This window comes from Bradyrhizobium sp. DOA9 (genome assembly GCF_000617845.2).
In the GTDB taxonomy this organism is placed as follows: Bacteria; Pseudomonadota; Alphaproteobacteria; order Rhizobiales; family Xanthobacteraceae; genus Bradyrhizobium.
Map to the genome: position 1 here is coordinate 5,284,313 of NZ_DF820425.1, position 17,656 is coordinate 5,301,968.

The following is a 17,656-nucleotide window of genomic DNA, read 5'->3' on the forward strand; positions in this document are numbered from 1 at the left end:
ATGCGACGCTAGGTCTTGCGGGTTCCATTCAGGTTTTCGCGGATCCCTAAGTTTTCGCGAAACACGCCATCAATTTGCATACAAACGAACAACAAAAAGGGCGCTGAAATCAGCGCCCTTTTGCATCTCATTGAAGCCGCTTTCGCGGCGAATGCGCACGAAACGATTAACGCTTCGAGAACTGGAAGGAGCGGCGGGCCTTGGCCTTGCCGTACTTCTTGCGCTCGACCACGCGCGAGTCGCGGGTGAGGAAGCCGCCCTTCTTGAGCACGGAGCGCAGCTCCGGCTCGAAATAGGTGAGCGCCTTGGAGATGCCGTGACGGACCGCGCCGGCCTGGCCGGACAGACCGCCGCCGGCGACGGTGCAGATCACGTCGTACTGGCCTGAACGCTGGGCCACGGAGAACGGCTGCTCGATCATCATGCGCAGCACGGGACGGGCGAAATAGACCTCGACCTCGCGCGAGTTGACGGTGACCTTGCCGGCACCCGGCTTGATCCAGACGCGGGCGACCGCGTCCTTGCGCTTGCCGGTGGCGTAGGCGCGGTTGAACTTGTCGACCTTCTTCTCGTGCTTGGGCGCCTCGGGCGCGGCCGCGGTCTTGAGCTGCGAGAGCTGGTCGAGCGACTGAATGGATTCGGCCATGTTATGCGGCCCTCGTGTTCTTGCGGTTCAACTTGGCGATGTCGATCTTCTCGGGCTGCTGCGCCTCGTGCGGATGATCAGCCCCGCCATAGACGCGGAGGTTGCCCATCTGGACGCGACCGAGCGGACCACGCGGGATCATGCGCTCGACGGCCTTCTCGAGCACGCGCTCGGGATGCTTGCCCTCGAGGATCTGGCGCGCGGTGCGCTCCTTGACGTGGCCGACATAGCCGGTGTGCTTGTAGTAGGTCTTCTGCTCGCGCTTGCGACCGGTGAGGACCGCATGCTGCGCATTGATGATGATGACGTTGTCGCCGCAATCGACGTGCGGGGTGTAGGTCGGGAGGTGCTTGCCGCGCAGGCGCATGGCGACAATGGTGGCGAGACGGCCGACGACCAGACCCTTGGCGTCGATCAGCACCCACTTCTTCGTCACCTCAGCCGGCTTTGCCGAAAAGGTTTTCATGTCGGAGTTTCCGTGGACGGGAGATATCGGCGCGAACACCGCACCGGACTGCGCGCGGTTCTAGAGAAGAGCGGCGCAACGGTCAATGCCCCGAAATGTAAATTAGCTACATAAAATCAACGACTTAAAAATATGGTGCGATATTACCTGCAAAATGCTCAAACATTTGGAATGGAATAGGTCGAGGTGACATGGGCAATCGGATCGGGTGAGGTCCCAGACAAAAGGTTCACCTCCCCGACCGCAAGGCGCTTGCCGAGCTTGAGCAGCCGCGCCTCGGCCAGCACATCCTGCCCGGGCTGGCCCTTGCGCAGGAAGTTGATGTTGAGGTTGGTGGTGACGGCGAGCCCGATCGGCCCGATCGCGGACAGCAGCACCACGTACATCGCGAAATCCGCGAGCGCCATCAGCGTCGGACCGGACACGGTTCCGCCGGGCCGCAGCATCCTTTCGCTGTAGCGCTGGCGCAAGAGGCTGGTCTGGCCGTCCGCACTCTCGATCGTGATGTCGTCACCGCTGAAGGCCTGGGGAAACTCGTCACGGAGGAACTGCTCCAGCTCCGCTACGCTCATTTTCGCTAACGCCATGCCGTCCCCACCCTCGCTTCGCCTGCCCTGTTACATTAAGTTATTGGTGTCATCCAATTGCAATCATCTAGCGGAAATCGCGTCAATGTCCGTCCAGGCTGCCCGCGCCCCTTCCCCGCAACCGCTGATCCTGCTGCGCGAGACGGTAGGCCCCATCGCGATCATGACGCTCAACCGCCCGGCCGCGCGCAACAGCCTGTCCAAGGCGATGATCGCGAGCCTGCATGCCGCACTCGGCGAGATCGGCGACGACAAGGCCATCCGCGGCGTGGTGATCGCGGCCAACGGTCCAGCCTTCTCCGCCGGCCACGACATGAAGGAGCTGACCGCGCACCGCGCCGACCCCGATCGCGGCCGCGCCTTCTTCGCCGAGATGATGAATGCCTGCAGCGCGATGATGCAGGCGGTCGTGCATCTGCCGAAGCCCGTGGTCGCGGCCGTCCAGGGCATCGCGACCGCCGCCGGCTGCCAGCTCGTCGCCAGCTGCGATCTTGCGATCGCATCGCAGGAGGCGAAGTTCGCCACACCCGGCGTCGACATCGGCCTGTTCTGCTCGACCCCGATGGTGGCGCTGTCGCGCAACGTCCCGCGCAAGCAGGCCATGGAGATGCTGCTGACGGGCGAGCCGATCACGGCCGACCGCGCCCGCGAGATCGGGCTCGTCAACCGCGTGGTGCCGGCCGGCACCGAACTCGGCGCCGCGATCGAGCTCGCCAAACAGGTCGCGTTGAAATCCGCCTACACGATCAAGCTCGGCAAGGAGGCGTTTTACCGCCAGGCCGAGATGAGCCTTGCGGACGCCTATCGCTATGCCGCAGAGGTGATGACCAAGAACATGATGGCGCGCGATGCCGAGGAAGGCATCGGCGCCTTCATCGAGAAGCGCGCGCCGACATGGCGGGATGAATGAAATTCGTCATTGCGAGCGAAACGAAGCAATCCAGGCTGCTTCCGCAGAGACAGTCTGGATTGCTTCGTCGCAAGGGCTCCTCGCAATGACAAGAAAGAAGAACGACGAATGAACCACGACGCCTATCCCGACAACTACATCCGCGGCATCCTCAACAGCGTGAAGTCGATCGCGATGGTCGGCGCCTCGCCGGTGAATGTGCGGCCGAGCTATTTCGCGTTCAAATACCTGATGCAGCGCGGCTACGACATGATCCCGGTCAATCCCGGCCATGTCGGCAAGGAGCTGCTCGGCAAGCCGTTCGTCGCCTCACTGTCGGACATCGGCCGTCCCGTCGACATGATCGACATCTTTCGCAACTCCAGCCACATCATGCCCGTCGTCGAGGAGGCGCTCACGCTCGATCCGCTGCCGAAGGTGATCTGGATGCAGCTCGGTGCGCGCGACGATGCGGCGGCGGCGAAAGCGGAATCAGTCGGGATCAAGGTGGTCATGAACCGCTGCCCCAAGATCGAATATGGCCGTCTGTCGTCAGAAATCTCCTGGATGGGCGTGAATTCGCGCACGCTCAGCTCCAAGCGCGCGCCGGCACCGACGCAGGGCATGCGGCTGTCCCTCAATCGGATGAGTGTCGGCGGCGGCAACACCGCCGCGTCGGATCGCGCTGCGAAGAACAAGAGCGAGCAAAGCTGACGCACTTGCGAAGGTTTCGTTTCGCGAACGCGACAATGCGTAGCACGATCATTCCCAAAATGATCCTGATGTGACGCCGCGCCTTGACGGCAGGCGCGGCGCCGATCAGCATGCCGCGCGATTTTCAAGCTACAAGAACAGGACGCCCAAATGAGCGATCGCCTTCCGGGATTTTCAACGCTCGCCGTGCATGCCGGTGCACAGCCCGACCCCACCACCGGCGCGCGCGCGACTCCGATTTATCAAACCACCTCTTTCGTCTTCAACGATGCCGACCACGCCGCCTCGCTGTTCGGCCTGCAGGCGTTCGGCAACATCTATACCCGCATCGGCAATCCCACCAATGCGGTGCTGGAAGAGCGCGTTGCCGCGCTCGAAGGCGGCACGGCCGCCCTCGCGGTGGCCTCCGGCCATGCCGCACAGGTCGTGGTGCTGCAGCAATTGCTGCAGCCCGGCGACGAGTTCATCGCCGCGCGAAAACTCTATGGCGGCTCGATCAACCAGTTCACGCATGCGTTCAAGAGCTTCGGCTGGAACGTGGTGTGGGCCGATCCCGACGACATCGCAAGCTTCGAGCGCGCGGTGACGCCGCGCACGAAAGCAATCTTCATCGAGTCCATCGCCAATCCCGCCGGCAGCATCACCGACATCGAGGCGATCTCGACCGTGGCGCGCAAGGCAGGCGTGCCGCTGATCGTCGACAACACGCTGGCCTCGCCCTATCTGATCCGTCCGATCGACCACGGCGCCGACATCGTCGTGCACTCGCTGACCAAATTTTTGGGCGGCCACGGCAATTCGCTCGGCGGCATCATCGTGGACGCCGGCACGTTCGACTGGTCCACGGGCGGCAAATACCCGATGCTCTCTGAGCCGCGGCCGGAATATCACGGCATCCGCCTCCAGGAGACGTTTGGCAATTTCGCCTTCGCAATCGCCTGCCGCGTGCTGGGCCTGCGCGACCTCGGCCCGGCGTTGTCGCCCTTCAACGCCTTCATGATCCTGACCGGCATCGAGACGCTGCCGCTGCGCATGCAGAAGCACTGCGACAATGCCAAGGCTGTTGCCGAATACCTTGCCGGACATCCTGCGGTGGCCTCGGTGAACTATGCGGGGCTGCCGAGCGACAAGTACAATCAGCTCGCCCGCAAATACGCGCCGCGCGGCGCCGGCGCGGTGTTCACCTTCAGCCTGAAGGGCGGCTATGACGCCGGCGTCAGCCTGGTCTCGAAGCTGCAGCTGTTCTCGCACCTTGCCAATGTCGGCGACACGCGCTCGCTCGTGATCCATCCGGCCTCGACCACGCACAGCCAGCTCGACGACGCCGCCAAGATCAAGTCCGGCGCCGGCCCCGACGTGGTCCGGCTCTCGATCGGCATCGAGGACAAGGAAGACCTGATCGCGGATCTGGAGCAGGCGCTGGGGGCGTAGCCGCCCGGAACGACGGCGGCCGTTTTGGCCGCCGTCGGTTAATCCTCGTTAACCATATCTGCCCCATACATCGTGCTTGGATCGCCCCTTTGATTCGGAGCCGACGATGCTGCGCTGGATGGTGCCCGCCCTGGCAGTGATGCTGACGGCCTCGTCTGCCATGGCCGCCGATCTGCCGGCGACGCCGAAGCGGCGCGCGGCCGTGCCGCAGGACCCGCCTCAGGTCTATGTGGAAACCGATCCGGACGCGCTGATCTCGCCGGCCTACGGCATCGGCAGCTATATCCGCAACCTGCCCGGCACGCCGCTGCTGCCGGGCTCCCACACCTTGCCTGGCTATTACGGCCGCCCGTGGAGTTATGACTACCAGGGTTCCTATTACGGCGGGAAGCAGGTCGATTATTTCTGGCGCCTGCCCTATGCGTGCGGCGTCTACGGCTATTGCTGATCAGCCGGGCTGCCCCAGGGGCACCGCGCGCGCCTCTGCCTGCGCAGACTGCCGCGACGCCAGCCGCTCGACCTGCATCACGGCCAGCGTCAACACCACGATCGCAACCGCCTGGTGCATCAGCGCGAGATCGATCGGCACCTGGTTGAGCAGCGTGAGGATGCCGAGCACGGCCTGCGCGCTCACGGCCGCGAACAGCCACAGCGCGCCACTCGCTGCCGCGCCTGCGCGCGAGCGCACCGCGTCGATCGCGTGCAGCAGCGCCAGCACGAACAGCGCGTAGGCGGTCATGCGGTGCTCGAACTGCACCGTCAGCACGTTGTCGAACATGTTGCGCCACCACGGCGTCTCGAACCACAGCCGCTCCGCCGACGGGATGAGCGCCCCGTCGATCTCAGGCCAGGTGTTGTAGGCGCGCCCGGCACGCAGGCCCGCGACCAGTGCGCCGAAATAGATCTGCACGAAGGTCACCACGAGCAGCAGCGCGCTCGTGAACCGCAGCCGTGCCGGTGCTGCGATCTGCGGCCGCTCCTCGAGCCGCCGCACCGTCCAGACGATGCCGGCGAAGATCACGAGCGCGAGGATAAGATGCGTCGCCAGCCGATATTGCGACACCTCGACCCGCTCCGTCAGGCCCGAAGCCACCATCCACCAGCCGACCGCGCCCTGCAGGCCGCCGAGCGCGAACAGCAGCCACAGCCTGCGCTTCAGTTCACCGGGCAGTCCGCCGCGCCAGAGGAAGAACAGGAACGGAAAGAGGTAGGCGACGCCGATGAAGCGGCCGAGCAGCCGGTGGCTCCACTCCCACCAGAAGATCTGCTTGAACTCGGACAGGCTCATGCCTGAATTGAGCTCACGATATTGCGGGATCTTCTTGTAGGCCTCGAACGCCTCGGCCCACGCCGCTTCCGACAGCGGCGGAACACTGCCCGTGACCGGCTTCCATTCGACGATGGAGAGACCGGATTCCGTCAGCCGTGTCGCGCCCCCGACCAGCACCATCAGCGCGATCAGCGCGGCCACGCAGATCAGCCACCAGCGCACGGCGCGATGCGGCTCGGATGGGGCGGAAATCGTCGTCATTTCAGAGACAAAACCAAGCCTGTGGCTAAGAGACTTGAACCGGATTGCGTGCCCCTTATAGTCCCCCGCTCCCGCAGCGCAAGTTACGCGAAAGCCTTAAAGTCCACGCCATGACGATCCGCACCCGCAAGTTCCTCGGCGCCATCCTGCTCCTGGTGCTGGCCACCGTCTGGGCCCTGCTCGGCATGGCGGCGGCGCAGATGCCGTGGATCGCCGAATCCGGCTGGCGGCAGGCGATCTACTATGTCGTGGTCGGCCTGGGCTGGGTGCTGCCGGCGATGCCGATCGTGAGCTGGATGCAGCGGCCCGACCGCCTCAAGTCTGGCTCGTAGCGCTCCCGGTCGGCCGCACCGGCGCAAAGGCGGCGCCCGACACCAGCACGCGCAGCATCCGCAGCGAACGCACGCGCCCGTCCCAGGAGATCCGCGGCAGCGCGCGCAAGTTCGTACGTCCCTCCGCCTCAACGATGCCCGGGATCGTCGAGGCCGCGCTGGCGAAGCCCGCCTCCTCCGCCATCACGACGTGGCTGCGCCGGAACGAAGCGCGGTCGCCGAACGGATAGGCGAAATGCCTGATCTCGCGCTGGAAGGCCGATTCCGCCACGGCCTTGCCCATCGTCATCTCGCGCAGCGCGGCTGCGTCCTTCATGTTGGCCAGGACCGGATAGTTCACCGTCGCACTGCCGATCGTCACGAGCGGATCGGCAGCGAGCCTGGCAAGGTCCTCCCAATCCATCGACGCCTCGCGCGAGAGCGCGGCAAGGTCGATCCGGTAGCGCGTGCAGAGATCGGCGATCGCTGCCGACAGATCCGCCGGCGGCAGCGACCGCAGCCAGCTCTCCAGATACGAAAACAGCGCCTGCTTCCCGGCCTTGTCGGCGACGTTGAAGCGCTGCTCCTTCTCGCCCATCATCAGGCTGATGCGGCTCTCGCGCGCGATCACCTGCTCCAGCCCGAGCCGCCAGGCCTCGCCGACGCCGTCGGGAAAGGCGGTCGGCACATAGACCGTGAACGGCACGTCGTGGCGCGCCAGCACCGGATAGGCCAAGGTGATGAGATCCTTGCTGGCGCCATCGAAGGTCAGTGCCACGAAGCGCCGCTTCTCCGGCAGCGTCACCGCGCGCCGGCAGACCTCGTCCATGCCGAGGAGATCGTACTTCCACCGCTTCAGCGCGCGGATGGCCCGATCGAGGAACTCCGGCGTGATCTCGTGCTCGCGCAGCGGCTGAAATCCGCGCCGCCGCGGCCGCACGTAGCGGAAGCGCAGGATGGCGCCGGCACCGCGGCTGCGCAGCATGGCCCGACCGGTGAACCAGGCCAGCTCGAGGCGCAGCCGTTCCAGCCATCTGTCGTCGGAAGCCAAAATCCCACCTTTCGCGTGCGCCGGCGGTCCGTTCCCTCTGCCATCGTCATTACCCTTTGTTGACCTTTGTTTGCAAAGGTCGGCCACAGGCCGAAATACGTATTTTCGTTTTTCTCGACAGGTTTCGCGAATGACCATGGCTGCGGCGATGCAAAGCCGGACGGCAGAAGCGCCAATGCGGTCGAAAGCGAGCCGTATCGCGCGGGTCGATATCGTGACCGATCTCGCCGAGGCCGAGGCGGTCTGGCGCGGCTTCGAGGCGAGCGGCCATCTCTTCACGCCCTACCAACGCTTCGACCTGCTCGGCCCGTGGCAGCGCCTGGTCGGCGCCCGTGAAGGCACCCGGCCGTTCATCGTGATCGCGAGCGACGCCGAGCGCCGGCCGCTCCTGCTGCTGCCGCTCTCGCTGCGCCAGGGCCACGGCATGCGCACCGCCGGCTTCATGGGCGGCAAGCATACGACCTTCAACATGGGCCTGTGGAACGCCGAGTTCGCGGCTGAGGCCGCCAGCGCCGATCTCGACGCACTGCTTGCGCCGCTCGGCGAGCACGTCGACGTGCTCGCGCTGACGCAGCAGCCCGAGCGCTGGCACGACCAGCAGAACCCGTTTGCAGCCCTGCCGCGGCAGCGTACGATCAACGGCTGTCCGCGACTGGTGATGGAGCCGGGCGGCCCGCCGGCATCGCGGATCAGCAACTCACTCCGCCGCCGCCTCAAGAGCAAGGAAAAGAAGCTCCAGTCGCTGGCCGGCTATCGCTATCACCTGGCGACGTCAGACGCAGACATCGCCCGCCTGCTCGACTGGTTCTTCCGCGTCAAGCCGGCGCGGATGGCAGAGCAGAAGCTCCCGAACGTCTTCGCCGAACCCGGCGTCGAGCAGTTCATCCGCAGCGCCTGCCTTGCGGTGCGTGGTGAAGGCCGTGTCATCGACATTCATGCGCTGGAATGCGACGAGGAGGTGATCGCGATCTTCGCCGGCGTCGCCGACGGCGAGCGCTTCTCGATGATGTTCAACACCTACACGATGTCCGAGCACGCCCGCTACAGCCCCGGCCTGATCCTGATGCGCTACATCATCGACCGTTACGGCGAGCGCGGCTACCGCTCGCTCGACCTCGGCATCGGTTCGGACGATTACAAGCGGATGTTCTGCAAGGACGACGACGAGATCTTCGACAGCTTCGTCCCCCTGACCTCGCGCGGCAAGCTCGCGGCGATGGCAATGTCCTCGCTCAGCCACGGCAAGCGGCTGGTGAAGCAGAACCAGATGCTGTTCGACATGGCCCGCCGGCTGCGGCAGGCGTTCGGGTAAGTATTTTCCGCCAGCCAGCTACTCTTACCCTCCCCTGGAGGGGGAGGGTCGTTACGCATGCAGCGAAGCGAAATGCGTAACGGGGTGGGGTGACGGTCCCTCCACATCCGACAGTGCCCGAGTGGAGAGATCACCCCACCCCGCTCGCGCTGCGCGCGATCGACCCTCCCCCTCCAGGGGAGGGTAAGCGCAGCACCAATGTCACTCAGTCTCACGAACGCACTGTAGCGACTTTCCCCGCCTACGCCGCCACGACGCGCGGCGTCTCGGCGGTATCGGACGGCTGCACCGGCTTGCTCAGCATCGTTACCGCGCTGAAGCCCACCGCCCGCAGCTGCTCGCACATCTGCGTGCGCGCTTCCGGTGCCATCGCCGCGTCGGGCACGACGACGGCGCGGGCATGCGCCGTCAACAGCTCGGCCGGAAGGTCGGCGGCGCTGCCGGCGTCGATCAGCACGTGATCGTAGGCCCGCAGCAGCGCGTCGATCGCGAGCGCCACGCGCGGCGATTGCAGCAGACTGCGGTCGAAGCCGGGGCGGCCGGCCATCACCAGATGCAGCCGCGACAGCCTGTCCCGGGTGATGATTTGCGCGAACGAGGCCTCGCCCTGCATCAGCTCGGCAAGGCCCGGAGACTGCGCGTCGGCGGAGACCGCGGCAATCGTCGGCGAGGACGCGGCGAGATCGACCACGACGACGCGGGCATCGCGCGCCAGGTTCCGTGCCAGCGTCAGCGTCGACAGCGTGACGGCTTCGCCCGGCGCCGTGCCGAGCACCGTGACCTTCTTGGCCGCGGCGCCCGCGGCACGCAGATCGTCGGCCAGACGTTCGATCTCGGCGAATTCGCTCGCGTCCAGATCGGCCGTCATCTCCGGCTGCAGCGGCGCGGGTTCCGCCAACACCGGATCCAGCATTGGTTCGCCGCCCCTGTCCACCACGGGCTCGATGGCCCGCTGAACGACTCGCCGCTCCTCGCGCACCGGCGTCTGCGCGGAGCCCATCGCCGCGCGCGGGGTGGTCTGGCGCAGCAGCTCGCCGGTGACGACGACGCCGGACGAGAGCAGCAGCGTCGCGATCGTCGCGATCAGCACGATCGGCAGCTTCTTCGGATAGGCCGGCGTGTTCGAGACGATGGCGCGCGAGATGATGCGGCCGTCGGTCGGCGCGGTGTCGATGGACTCGCGGGTGTTGGCCTCGCGGTACTTGGCAAGATAGGTCTCGAGCAGGTCGCGCTGCGCCTTGGCTTCCCGCTCCAGCGCGCGGAGCTGGACGTCCTGGCCGTTGGTGGAGGCCGCCTGCTTCTTGAGCTGCTCGAGGCTCACGGTGAGGCCATCGACCCGGCCGCTGGCGATCCGCGCGTCGTTCTCGAGCGAGCGCGAGAGCTTGGCGGCTTCGTCGCGAATCTGATTGTCGAGGTCGCCGAGCTGCGCCTTCAGCTCCTTGATCCGGGGATGATTGCCGAGCAACGTCGACGATTGTTCGGCGAGCTGCGCCCGCAGCGTCACCCTCTGCTCCGACAGCCGGCGCATCAATTCGGAGTTCACGACCTCGGATGCCTCGATCGGCTTGCCGCTCTGGAGCATCTCCTTGATCAGCCGTGCCTTGGATTCCGCGTCCGCCTTCATCGAGCGCGCATTGTTGAGCTGGGTGTTGACCTCGCCCATCTGCTGGTTCGACAGCGTGGTGTTGTTCGTGCCGACGAACAGGCTCGATTTGGAACGGAAGTCCTCGACCCTGGCTTCGGCGTCCGAGACCTTCTTGCGCAAACTCTCGATCTCGCCGGCCAGCCATTGGCTCGCGTTCTTGGCCTGCTCCTGGCGCGCCGCCTGCTGCAGCACGAGATAGCCGTCGGCGATCGAGTTGGCGACGCGCGCAGCAAGCTCGGGGTCGGCGGACTGGAATTCGACCACGATCACGCGCGACTTGTCGACGGCGTAGGCCTGAAGACGTTCGTAATAGGAATCGAGCACGCGCTCTTCCGGCGTCATCGCGAACGGATCGCGGCCGATGCCGATGAGCGCGGCAAGCGACTTCAGCGGCGAGATGCCCTGCAACACCGGATCGAATTCGGGGCGCTCGGCGAGTTTGTTCTTCTTGATGATCTCGCGCGCGAGATCGCGCGACAGCACGAGCTGCACCTGGCTGGTGACGGCCTCGGCGTCGAGCGCCTGCCGCTCCTCGGCGCGATCGCTGTTCGGGCGCAGGAACACGTTCTCGCGGCCGTCGATCAGGATGCGGGTTTCGGATTTGTAGCGCGGCGTGACGAGGTTGACGATGGCGAGCGACGCGACGAGCGCCAGCACCGTCGGTACGATGACCCAGCCGCGCTTGCGCGCCAGGGCCGCACCGAGCGCGTGCAGGTCGATGTCGCCGGATTCGACCTGCACAGGCTTGGCGATGACGGGCGCAGGCTTCGCTTCGAGCTTGGCGTCAACCTTCGCTTCGGTCTTTTCGATCTTGGCCTCGCTCTTGGGCGCAGCCTCGCTCTTGGGCGCAGCCTCGCTCTTGGGCGCAGCCTCGCGCTTGGACTTCGCGACTGCCCGCTCGATCACGGCCTTGTCCTTGCCGGCACGCCAGAACGCTAAACGCATCGAACACTCCCGCAGGGCAATGCTGCGACTCTACCTCAACCGGGGCGATTACACTCCATTAAGGTTGCCGCTGGGTTAATCGCGACAGCACGCGCCAAGGCTCGCGCACACCCGTCACCGTTTGTTAACCACGAGGCCCCTTAATCCATCTCGATTATTTCGTGAGGATTGTGCGGCAGTCGCCGTCGAGCTGGTTTTGATCATGCCCCCCTCTCCCGACCGGCCGCTTCGCATCCTTCACGCCGTGCGCGCACCCGTCGGCGGCATCTTCCGCCATATCCTGGACGTCGCCAACGGCCAGGTCGACCGCGGCCATCATGTCGGCATCCTCGCCGATAGCCTCACCGGCGGCGAGCGCGCCGACAAGGCGCTGACCGAGCTCGCGCCGCGCCTGAAGCTCGGCGTACACCGCATGGCGATCCGCCGCGAACCGTCACCCGATGACGTCCTGGTATGGCTCCGCATGCGGCGGCTTGTCGCCGCACTCAAGCCCGACGTGATGCACGGCCACGGCGCCAAGGCCGGCGCCTTCATCCGCATGCGGCGGCGCTCGGACGACACGATCCGCATCTACACCCCGCATGGCGGCTCGCTGCACTATCCGCTCAACACCTTCAAGGGCGAGTTCTACGCGCGGCTCGAACGCGCGCTGATAAACTCGACGGACCTCTTCCTGTTCGAGAGCGTGTTTGCCCGTGACACCTATCAGCGCATCGTCGGCACGCCCAAGGGCGTGGTGCATTGCGTCTTCAATGGCGTGACGCCGGAGGAATTCGAGCCGGTCATCACCGCCGAGGATGCGACCGACCTCTGCTATGTCGGCGAGTTCAGGCACATCAAGGGCGCCGACCTGCTGGTCGACGCCGTGGCGCGCCTGCATGAGGCTGGCAAGAAGGTCACGCTCACGCTCGGCGGCGACGGCGAGGAGACGGCCGCGCTGAAGGCACAGGTCGAAAGGCTAGGCCTCGCGGGCGCCATCCGCTTCATCGGTCACGTCAAGGCGCGCTACGGCTTCTCCAAGGGGCGGCTGCTGGTCGTCCCCTCGCGCGGCGATTCCATGCCTTACGTCGTGATCGAGGCCGGCGCTGCGGGCATTCCGATGATCGCGTCCAAGATCGGCGGCATCCCCGAAATCCTGGGCGCCGACAGCCCCGCTCTGTTCGCGCCGAGCAATCCCGAAGCCATGGCGGAAGCGATCGCCGCCGCGCTGGACGATGCGCAAACGACCGCGCAGCGCGCACTTGCCTTGCGCGAGCGCATCTCGGCGCATTTCTCGCAAGCCGCGATGGTCGAAGGCGTGCTCGCAGGCTATCGCGACGCATTTGCCAATCATTAACCATCCTTAAGGCCGGCTTTAGAGAATCTTCCGATTTGTTCGATAATCGAAGCGCCAGGGATGCTTGCCCGGGCGCGCAAGGCCGTGCCGCGGGTTTTGGAATGGACGTGGACGCCCGTGGAACCGCTCAACGCACGCTCGATGCTCGATGCCGCGGCCAGCGCTGCGGCAAAGCCTGCTGACCAGCCCTTCGTGGAGCGCCGTCGCCGGCTTTCGCCCGCGGCGCTCGACGTCGTCAACCAGAAGGTCGCGCGGGCCTATTCGCCGATCGTGATCGCGGGTTTCGTGCGCCTTGCCGATTTCGCGCTGCTGAGCCTCGTCGGCATCGCAGTCTATCTCGGCTATGTCATGCCGCTCGCGGGGGCGTTCAGCTGGATCTATCCGGCCGAGGTCATCGCCGTCGCCATTGCCGCCGTGGTCTGCTTCCAGGCCGCCGACATCTACCAGGTGCAGCTGTTCCGTGGTCAGCTGCGGCAGATGACGCGGATGATCTCGTCATGGTCGTTCGTCTTCCTGCTCTTCATCGGCATCTCCTTCTTCGCCAAGTTCGGCAGCGAAATCTCGCGGCTGTGGCTCGCCGCCTTCTACTTCCTCGGGCTCGCAGCCCTGATCGCACAGCGCCTGGTGCTGCGCTCGCTGGTCCGGGCCTGGGCGCGACAAGGCCGGCTCGACCGCCGCACCATCATCGTCGGATCCGACAGGAACGGCGAGCAGCTGGTCGAGGCGCTGAAAGCGCAGGAGGATTCCGACATCCACGTGCTCGGCGTGTTCGACGACCGCAACGACAGCCGCGCTCTCGACACCTGCGCCGGCGCGCGCAAGCTCGGCAAGGTCGACGACATCGTCGAATTCGCACGCCGCACCCGCGTGGACCTCGTGCTGTTCGCGCTGCCGATCTCGGCGGAGACCCGCATCCTGGAGATGCTGAAGAAGCTCTGGGTGCTGCCGGTCGACATCCGCCTCTCCGCGCACACCAACAAGCTGCGCTTCCGGCCGCGCTCCTATTCCTATCTCGGCGAGGTGCCGACGCTCGACGTGTTCGAGGCGCCGATCACCGACTGGGACCTGGTGATGAAATGGCTGTTCGACCGCATCGTCGGCAGCCTCGCGCTGCTCGCAGCCCTGCCGGTGATGGCATTGGTTGCGCTCGCCGTGAAGCTCGACAGCCCCGGCCCGGTGCTGTTCCGACAGAAGCGCTTCGGCTTCAACAACGAGCGCATCGACGTCTACAAGTTCCGCTCGATGTACCATCACCAGGCCGATCCGACCGCCTCGAAGGTCGTGACCAAGAACGATCCGCGCGTCACCCGCGTCGGCCGCTTCATCCGCAAGACCAGCCTTGACGAGCTGCCGCAGCTCTTCAACGTGGTGTTCTCGGGCAATCTCTCGCTGGTCGGCCCGCGTCCGCATGCGGTGCAGGGCAAGCTCCAGAGCCGGCTGTTCGACGAAGCCGTCGACGGCTATTTCGCCCGCCACCGCGTCAAGCCGGGCATCACCGGCTGGGCCCAGATCAACGGCTGGCGCGGCGAGATCGACAACGAAGAGAAGATCCAGAAGCGCGTCGAGTTCGACCTCTATTACATCGAGAACTGGTCGGTGCTGTTCGACCTCGTCATTCTCCTGAAGACGCCGATCTCGCTGCTGACCAAGAACGAGAACGCGTATTGAATTGAGTTTCGCTGACATGCCTCGGCTTGACGGGCATCCAGTACGCGTTGTGTGGCGTGCGAGTAGCGTGAGCGTGTGATGGCCTATGCGGCGACAGCCGGTGGAGTGAACGTAGCCGCAACGGCCGCACCGGGCGTGCTGGCGCTGCAGCGCGCAATGGTGTGGCTGGTCGGCGCCTCCGGCGCCATCGTCTTCATCGAGCCGAGCCCCTACGAGATCGCGACACTGCTCGCGACCGTCACCTTTTTCGCCACCGGTCTGCGCCTGCGGCTCGTGCTGATGCCGCTGGTGCTGATGCTGATCCTGCTCAATGTCGGCTATACCATCAGCGCGATCCCGCTGTTCGAGCAGACGGAGGTGGTGAGCTGGATCGCGACCTCATGGTACATGGCGGTGACCGTATTGTTCTTCGCCATGGTCATCTCCGAGGACACCGAGGCCCGACTCGACATGCTCCGCCGCGGCCTCGTGGTCGGTGCGATGATTGCCTCGCTCCTGGCGATTGCCGGCTACTTCCACCTGGTTCCCGGCGGCAACGACCTCTTGACGCTCTACGGCCGCGCGCGCGGCACATTCAAGGACCCGAACGTGCTCGGCGCCTTCCTGATCCTGCCGGCGCTGTTCGCGCTCCAGAGCGTGGTCACCGACAAGTTCGGCAAGGCGTTCCGCAACGTCATCGCCTTCGGCATCATGTCGCTGGCGATCCTGCTCGCATTCTCCCGCGCCGCCTGGGGCGGGCTGGTGCTGACCTCCGCCTTCATGCTGGCGCTGATGGTGCTGACCAGCCGCACCAATGCGCAGCGCTCGCGCATCATCATCATGGCGGTCGTCGCCGCGGTGCTCGGCATCGCGTTGATCGCCGTGCTGCTGTCGCTGGACGCCACCGCCGAAATGTTCAAGCAGCGTGCGAGCTTCGACCAAAGCTATGACGAGGGCCGCTTCGGCCGCTTCGGCCGGCACATCCTCGGTGCGGAGATGGCGCTGGAGCTGCCGTTCGGCATCGGCCCGCTGCAATTCCACCGCTACTTCCCCGAGGACACCCACAATTCCTACCTCAACGCCTTCATGTCCGGCGGCTGGCTGTCCGGTGTGTGCTATCCCGCGCTGGTCTTCACCACGGTCATCATGGGTTTCCGCCACGTCTTCATCCGTGTGCCGTGGCAGCGCGCCTACCTCGCGGTGTTTTCCGCTTTCCTCGGCACCGTCGGCGAAAGCCTCGTGATCGACACCGACCACTGGCGGCACTTCTGGATGATGCTGGGCGCGGTGTGGGGCATGATTGCAGCCGCGCAGGCCTACAAGGCTAGGACCGGCGAGGACGCTTCTTCAGCTTGAGCTCGGGCCGCTTCTCCGGCGGCGTGTCCAGCACCCCTTTCAGCGCCTCGGTGGCCGTCAGCACACCCTTGTAAGCCTCATTGGCAAAGCGCAGCAGCAGGCGCAGCTCCTCGTCGGAATAGGCGCCGAAGACCTTCTCCATCGCCTGCTGCATCGGCACGTAGAATTGGCCGAGCTTTGCGATCGCCTCGGGCACGACCGCGATGAAGACCTTGCGACGGTCCTTCTCGTCGCGCTCGCGGCGCACGAGACCGGCCTTCTCGAGCCGGTCGACCACGCCGGTGATGGCGCCGGTCGTCAGCCCCGTAACCTCGGCGAGCCTCCCTGCGGTGACGCGGCCCTCGAGATACAGGATGTCCATGCATTCGAGGTCCGAATTGGCAATTCCGGCAACGTTGGCGACGGTCTGGCCGTAGAGCACGCCCTGCGCCGACGACCTGCGCATCGCGTCCTCGAGCTCCAGCAGCAGCGCCGCACGCGCCTTCGTCCTTGACAAGCCCGGCCCCTTATCTTACTCGATATATATCTTAGTCGCTAAGATATTAAGCGACCGTGTTTTCTCCTAGCACCCGCGAAACGTCGGAAGCAAGCCATGGCCCACCGTCCCCGCAAGGCGCTGATCATCGGCGCCGGCATCGCCGGACCCGTCGCCGCGATCCTGCTGCGCCGCGCCGGCATCGAAGCCGCGATCTACGAGGCCTGGCCCTACTCAAAGGGTATCGGCGGCGGCCTGCAGATCGCACCGAACGGCATGCATGTGATGGATGAGATCGGCCTTGCGAAGGAGCTGGTCAGCCGCGGCTCGGTCGCGGAAGCCTTCGACTTCTACTCGCAAGGCGGCGAGAAACTCGGCTCGATCAACCGCGACATGGCGCGGCGCTTCGGCCAGCCGGCCGTCAACATCTCCCGCGCCGTGCTGAACGAGGTTCTAATCGACAAGGCCTGGTGCGCCTCTGTCTCGCTCTATTTCGAGAAGCGCCTGATCAAGATCGAGGACCGCGGCGACCAGCCGATCATCGCCTACTTCGCCGATGGCACTACCGCCGAGGGCGATTTCCTGATCGGGGCCGACGGCGTGCACTCCGTCGTGCGCCGCCAAGTGATCCCGGATGGCCCGCAGCCGTTCGACACCGGCCTGATCGGCTTCGGCGGCTTCGTGCCGCACGCCGTGCTCGACGGCAGATCGATCGGCCGGCACGTCGAGACCACGTTCGGACAGAGCGGCTTCTTCGGCTACGGCCATTGCAGCCCCGATCCGAACGACGGCGTGATGTGGTGGAGCACGCAGCCGGCACACGGCATGGACGCCGCGATGTTCCGCGCGCTTGACCATGCGACGCTGAAGCAGCATCTGCTGAGCTTCCATCACGGCTGGCACGATCCGATTCCCGCCATCATCGAAGCGGCCGAGACCATCGTCGTCACCGACACGCTCGACGTTGCGACCCTTCCGACCTGGTCGCGCAAGCGTTCGCTCGTGATCGGCGATGCCGCGCACGCAACCAGCCCTCATGCCGGCCAGGGCGCCTCGCTGGCGCTGGAGGACGCGATGCGCTTCGCGCGGCTGATGCAGGACGGCCAGGAGCTCGGCGTCACGTTTAGGGCATTCGAGGCCGAGCGCCGCCCGCGCACCGAGAAGATCGTCGCGATCGCCCGCCGCAATGGCAACAGCAAGCGCGAGTTCAGCGCCGCCGGCGCCTGGATGCGCAATCAGATGATGAAATGGCTGCTGCCGCTGGGCGCCAAGGGCATGGACTTCATGTACGCGTATGATGCGCGGGCGGCGTAG

17 protein-coding genes are annotated in these 17,656 nt (G+C 65.6%); 10 read left to right on the forward strand and 7 right to left on the reverse strand.

The genetic code is table 11. The features are described from left to right. Positions 1-166 precede the first annotated feature (166 nt). The 3 genes from rpsI to BDOA9_RS24755 form a co-directional block, all read right to left on the reverse strand. Entirely contained in the window at positions 167-646 is a 480-nt protein-coding gene (gene rpsI / locus BDOA9_RS24745) for a 30S ribosomal protein S9 (RefSeq protein WP_018642439.1), read from the reverse strand. 1 nt (position 647) lies between these two features. Further along, a complete protein-coding gene (gene rplM / locus BDOA9_RS24750) occupies positions 648-1,112 on the reverse strand; it encodes a 50S ribosomal protein L13 (RefSeq protein ID WP_011087726.1) in 465 nt (154 codons plus the stop codon). Between the two features lie 158 nt (positions 1,113-1,270). Next, on the reverse strand, positions 1,271-1,699 hold the full coding sequence (locus tag BDOA9_RS24755; protein WP_025036650.1) for a PaaI family thioesterase: 429 nt from the start codon (positions 1,697-1,699) through the stop codon (positions 1,271-1,273). Positions 1,700-1,784: 85 nt separating this feature from the next. Here BDOA9_RS24755 and BDOA9_RS24760 point away from each other — a divergent pair, with 85 nt between their 5' ends. The 4 genes from BDOA9_RS24760 (at position 1,785) to BDOA9_RS24775 (ending at position 5,181) form a co-directional block, all read left to right on the forward strand. Further along, positions 1,785-2,609 carry an enoyl-CoA hydratase gene (locus BDOA9_RS24760; RefSeq protein WP_025036651.1) on the forward strand — a complete coding sequence of 275 codons (825 nt, stop codon included), beginning with the start codon at positions 1,785-1,787 and terminating at the stop codon, positions 2,607-2,609. Positions 2,610-2,717: 108 nt separating this feature from the next. After that, complete coding sequence (locus tag BDOA9_RS24765; protein WP_025036652.1) at positions 2,718-3,302, forward strand: CoA-binding protein; 585 nt, start codon at positions 2,718-2,720, stop codon at positions 3,300-3,302. 150 nt (positions 3,303-3,452) lie between these two features. Next, positions 3,453-4,733, forward strand: a complete 1,281-nt coding sequence (locus BDOA9_RS24770) for an O-acetylhomoserine aminocarboxypropyltransferase (RefSeq protein ID WP_025036653.1) — start codon at positions 3,453-3,455, stop codon at positions 4,731-4,733. 106 nt (positions 4,734-4,839) lie between these two features. Continuing rightward, positions 4,840-5,181, forward strand: a complete 342-nt coding sequence (locus BDOA9_RS24775; RefSeq protein WP_025036654.1) for a hypothetical protein — start codon at positions 4,840-4,842, stop codon at positions 5,179-5,181. Here the strand turns inward: BDOA9_RS24775 and BDOA9_RS24780 are convergent, their stop codons facing one another. Beyond that, the gene (locus BDOA9_RS24780; RefSeq protein ID WP_025036655.1) at positions 5,182-6,264 is read right to left on the reverse strand and encodes a COX15/CtaA family protein; all 1,083 of its coding nucleotides are present in this window, start codon (positions 6,262-6,264) and stop codon (positions 5,182-5,184) included. 110 nt (positions 6,265-6,374) lie between these two features. On the opposite strand from BDOA9_RS24780, the gene BDOA9_RS24785 reads away from it, so the two are divergent. Next, positions 6,375-6,596: a DUF2842 domain-containing protein gene (locus BDOA9_RS24785; RefSeq protein WP_025036656.1), complete on the forward strand. Its 222-nt coding sequence runs from the start codon at positions 6,375-6,377 to the stop codon at positions 6,594-6,596. Here the strand turns inward: BDOA9_RS24785 and BDOA9_RS24790 are convergent. Next, positions 6,580-7,626, reverse strand: coding sequence for a polysaccharide deacetylase family protein (locus tag BDOA9_RS24790; RefSeq protein ID WP_025036657.1), 1,047 nt, complete (start codon positions 7,624-7,626; stop codon positions 6,580-6,582). The genes BDOA9_RS24785 and BDOA9_RS24790 overlap by 17 nt on opposite strands. Positions 7,627-7,756: 130 nt before the next feature. Here BDOA9_RS24790 and BDOA9_RS24795 point away from each other — a divergent pair, with 130 nt between their 5' ends. Further along, positions 7,757-8,938, forward strand: coding sequence for a GNAT family N-acetyltransferase (locus tag BDOA9_RS24795; protein WP_025036658.1), 1,182 nt, complete (start codon positions 7,757-7,759; stop codon positions 8,936-8,938). Positions 8,939-9,179: 241 nt separating this feature from the next. On the opposite strand, the gene BDOA9_RS24800 is transcribed toward BDOA9_RS24795, so the two are convergent. Next, positions 9,180-11,528, reverse strand: coding sequence for a GumC family protein (locus BDOA9_RS24800; RefSeq protein ID WP_025036659.1), 2,349 nt, complete (start codon positions 11,526-11,528; stop codon positions 9,180-9,182). A 202-nt stretch (positions 11,529-11,730) separates the two neighbouring features. Here BDOA9_RS24800 and BDOA9_RS24805 point away from each other — a divergent pair, with 202 nt between their 5' ends. From BDOA9_RS24805 to BDOA9_RS24815, 3 genes are all read left to right on the forward strand, one after another. Continuing rightward, on the forward strand, positions 11,731-12,864 hold the full coding sequence (locus BDOA9_RS24805) for a glycosyltransferase family 4 protein (RefSeq protein WP_025036660.1): 1,134 nt from the start codon (positions 11,731-11,733) through the stop codon (positions 12,862-12,864). A 117-nt stretch (positions 12,865-12,981) separates the two neighbouring features. Beyond that, entirely contained in the window at positions 12,982-14,532 is a 1,551-nt protein-coding gene (locus BDOA9_RS24810) for an undecaprenyl-phosphate glucose phosphotransferase (RefSeq protein ID WP_025036661.1), read from the forward strand. Positions 14,533-14,610: 78 nt separating this feature from the next. Next, on the forward strand, positions 14,611-15,867 hold the full coding sequence (locus tag BDOA9_RS24815; RefSeq protein WP_025036662.1) for an O-antigen ligase family protein: 1,257 nt from the start codon (positions 14,611-14,613) through the stop codon (positions 15,865-15,867). Here the strand turns inward: BDOA9_RS24815 and BDOA9_RS24820 are convergent. Next, positions 15,836-16,312 (reverse strand): MarR family winged helix-turn-helix transcriptional regulator, encoded by a 477-nt coding sequence (locus BDOA9_RS24820; protein ID WP_042336850.1) that lies wholly within the window; start codon positions 16,310-16,312, stop codon positions 15,836-15,838. The two genes, BDOA9_RS24815 and BDOA9_RS24820, sit on opposite strands and share 32 nt — an antisense overlap. A 147-nt stretch (positions 16,313-16,459) precedes the next feature. On the opposite strand from BDOA9_RS24820, the gene BDOA9_RS24825 reads away from it, so the two are divergent. Next, on the forward strand, positions 16,460-17,656 hold the full coding sequence (locus BDOA9_RS24825) for an FAD-dependent monooxygenase (RefSeq protein ID WP_025036664.1): 1,197 nt from the start codon (positions 16,460-16,462) through the stop codon (positions 17,654-17,656).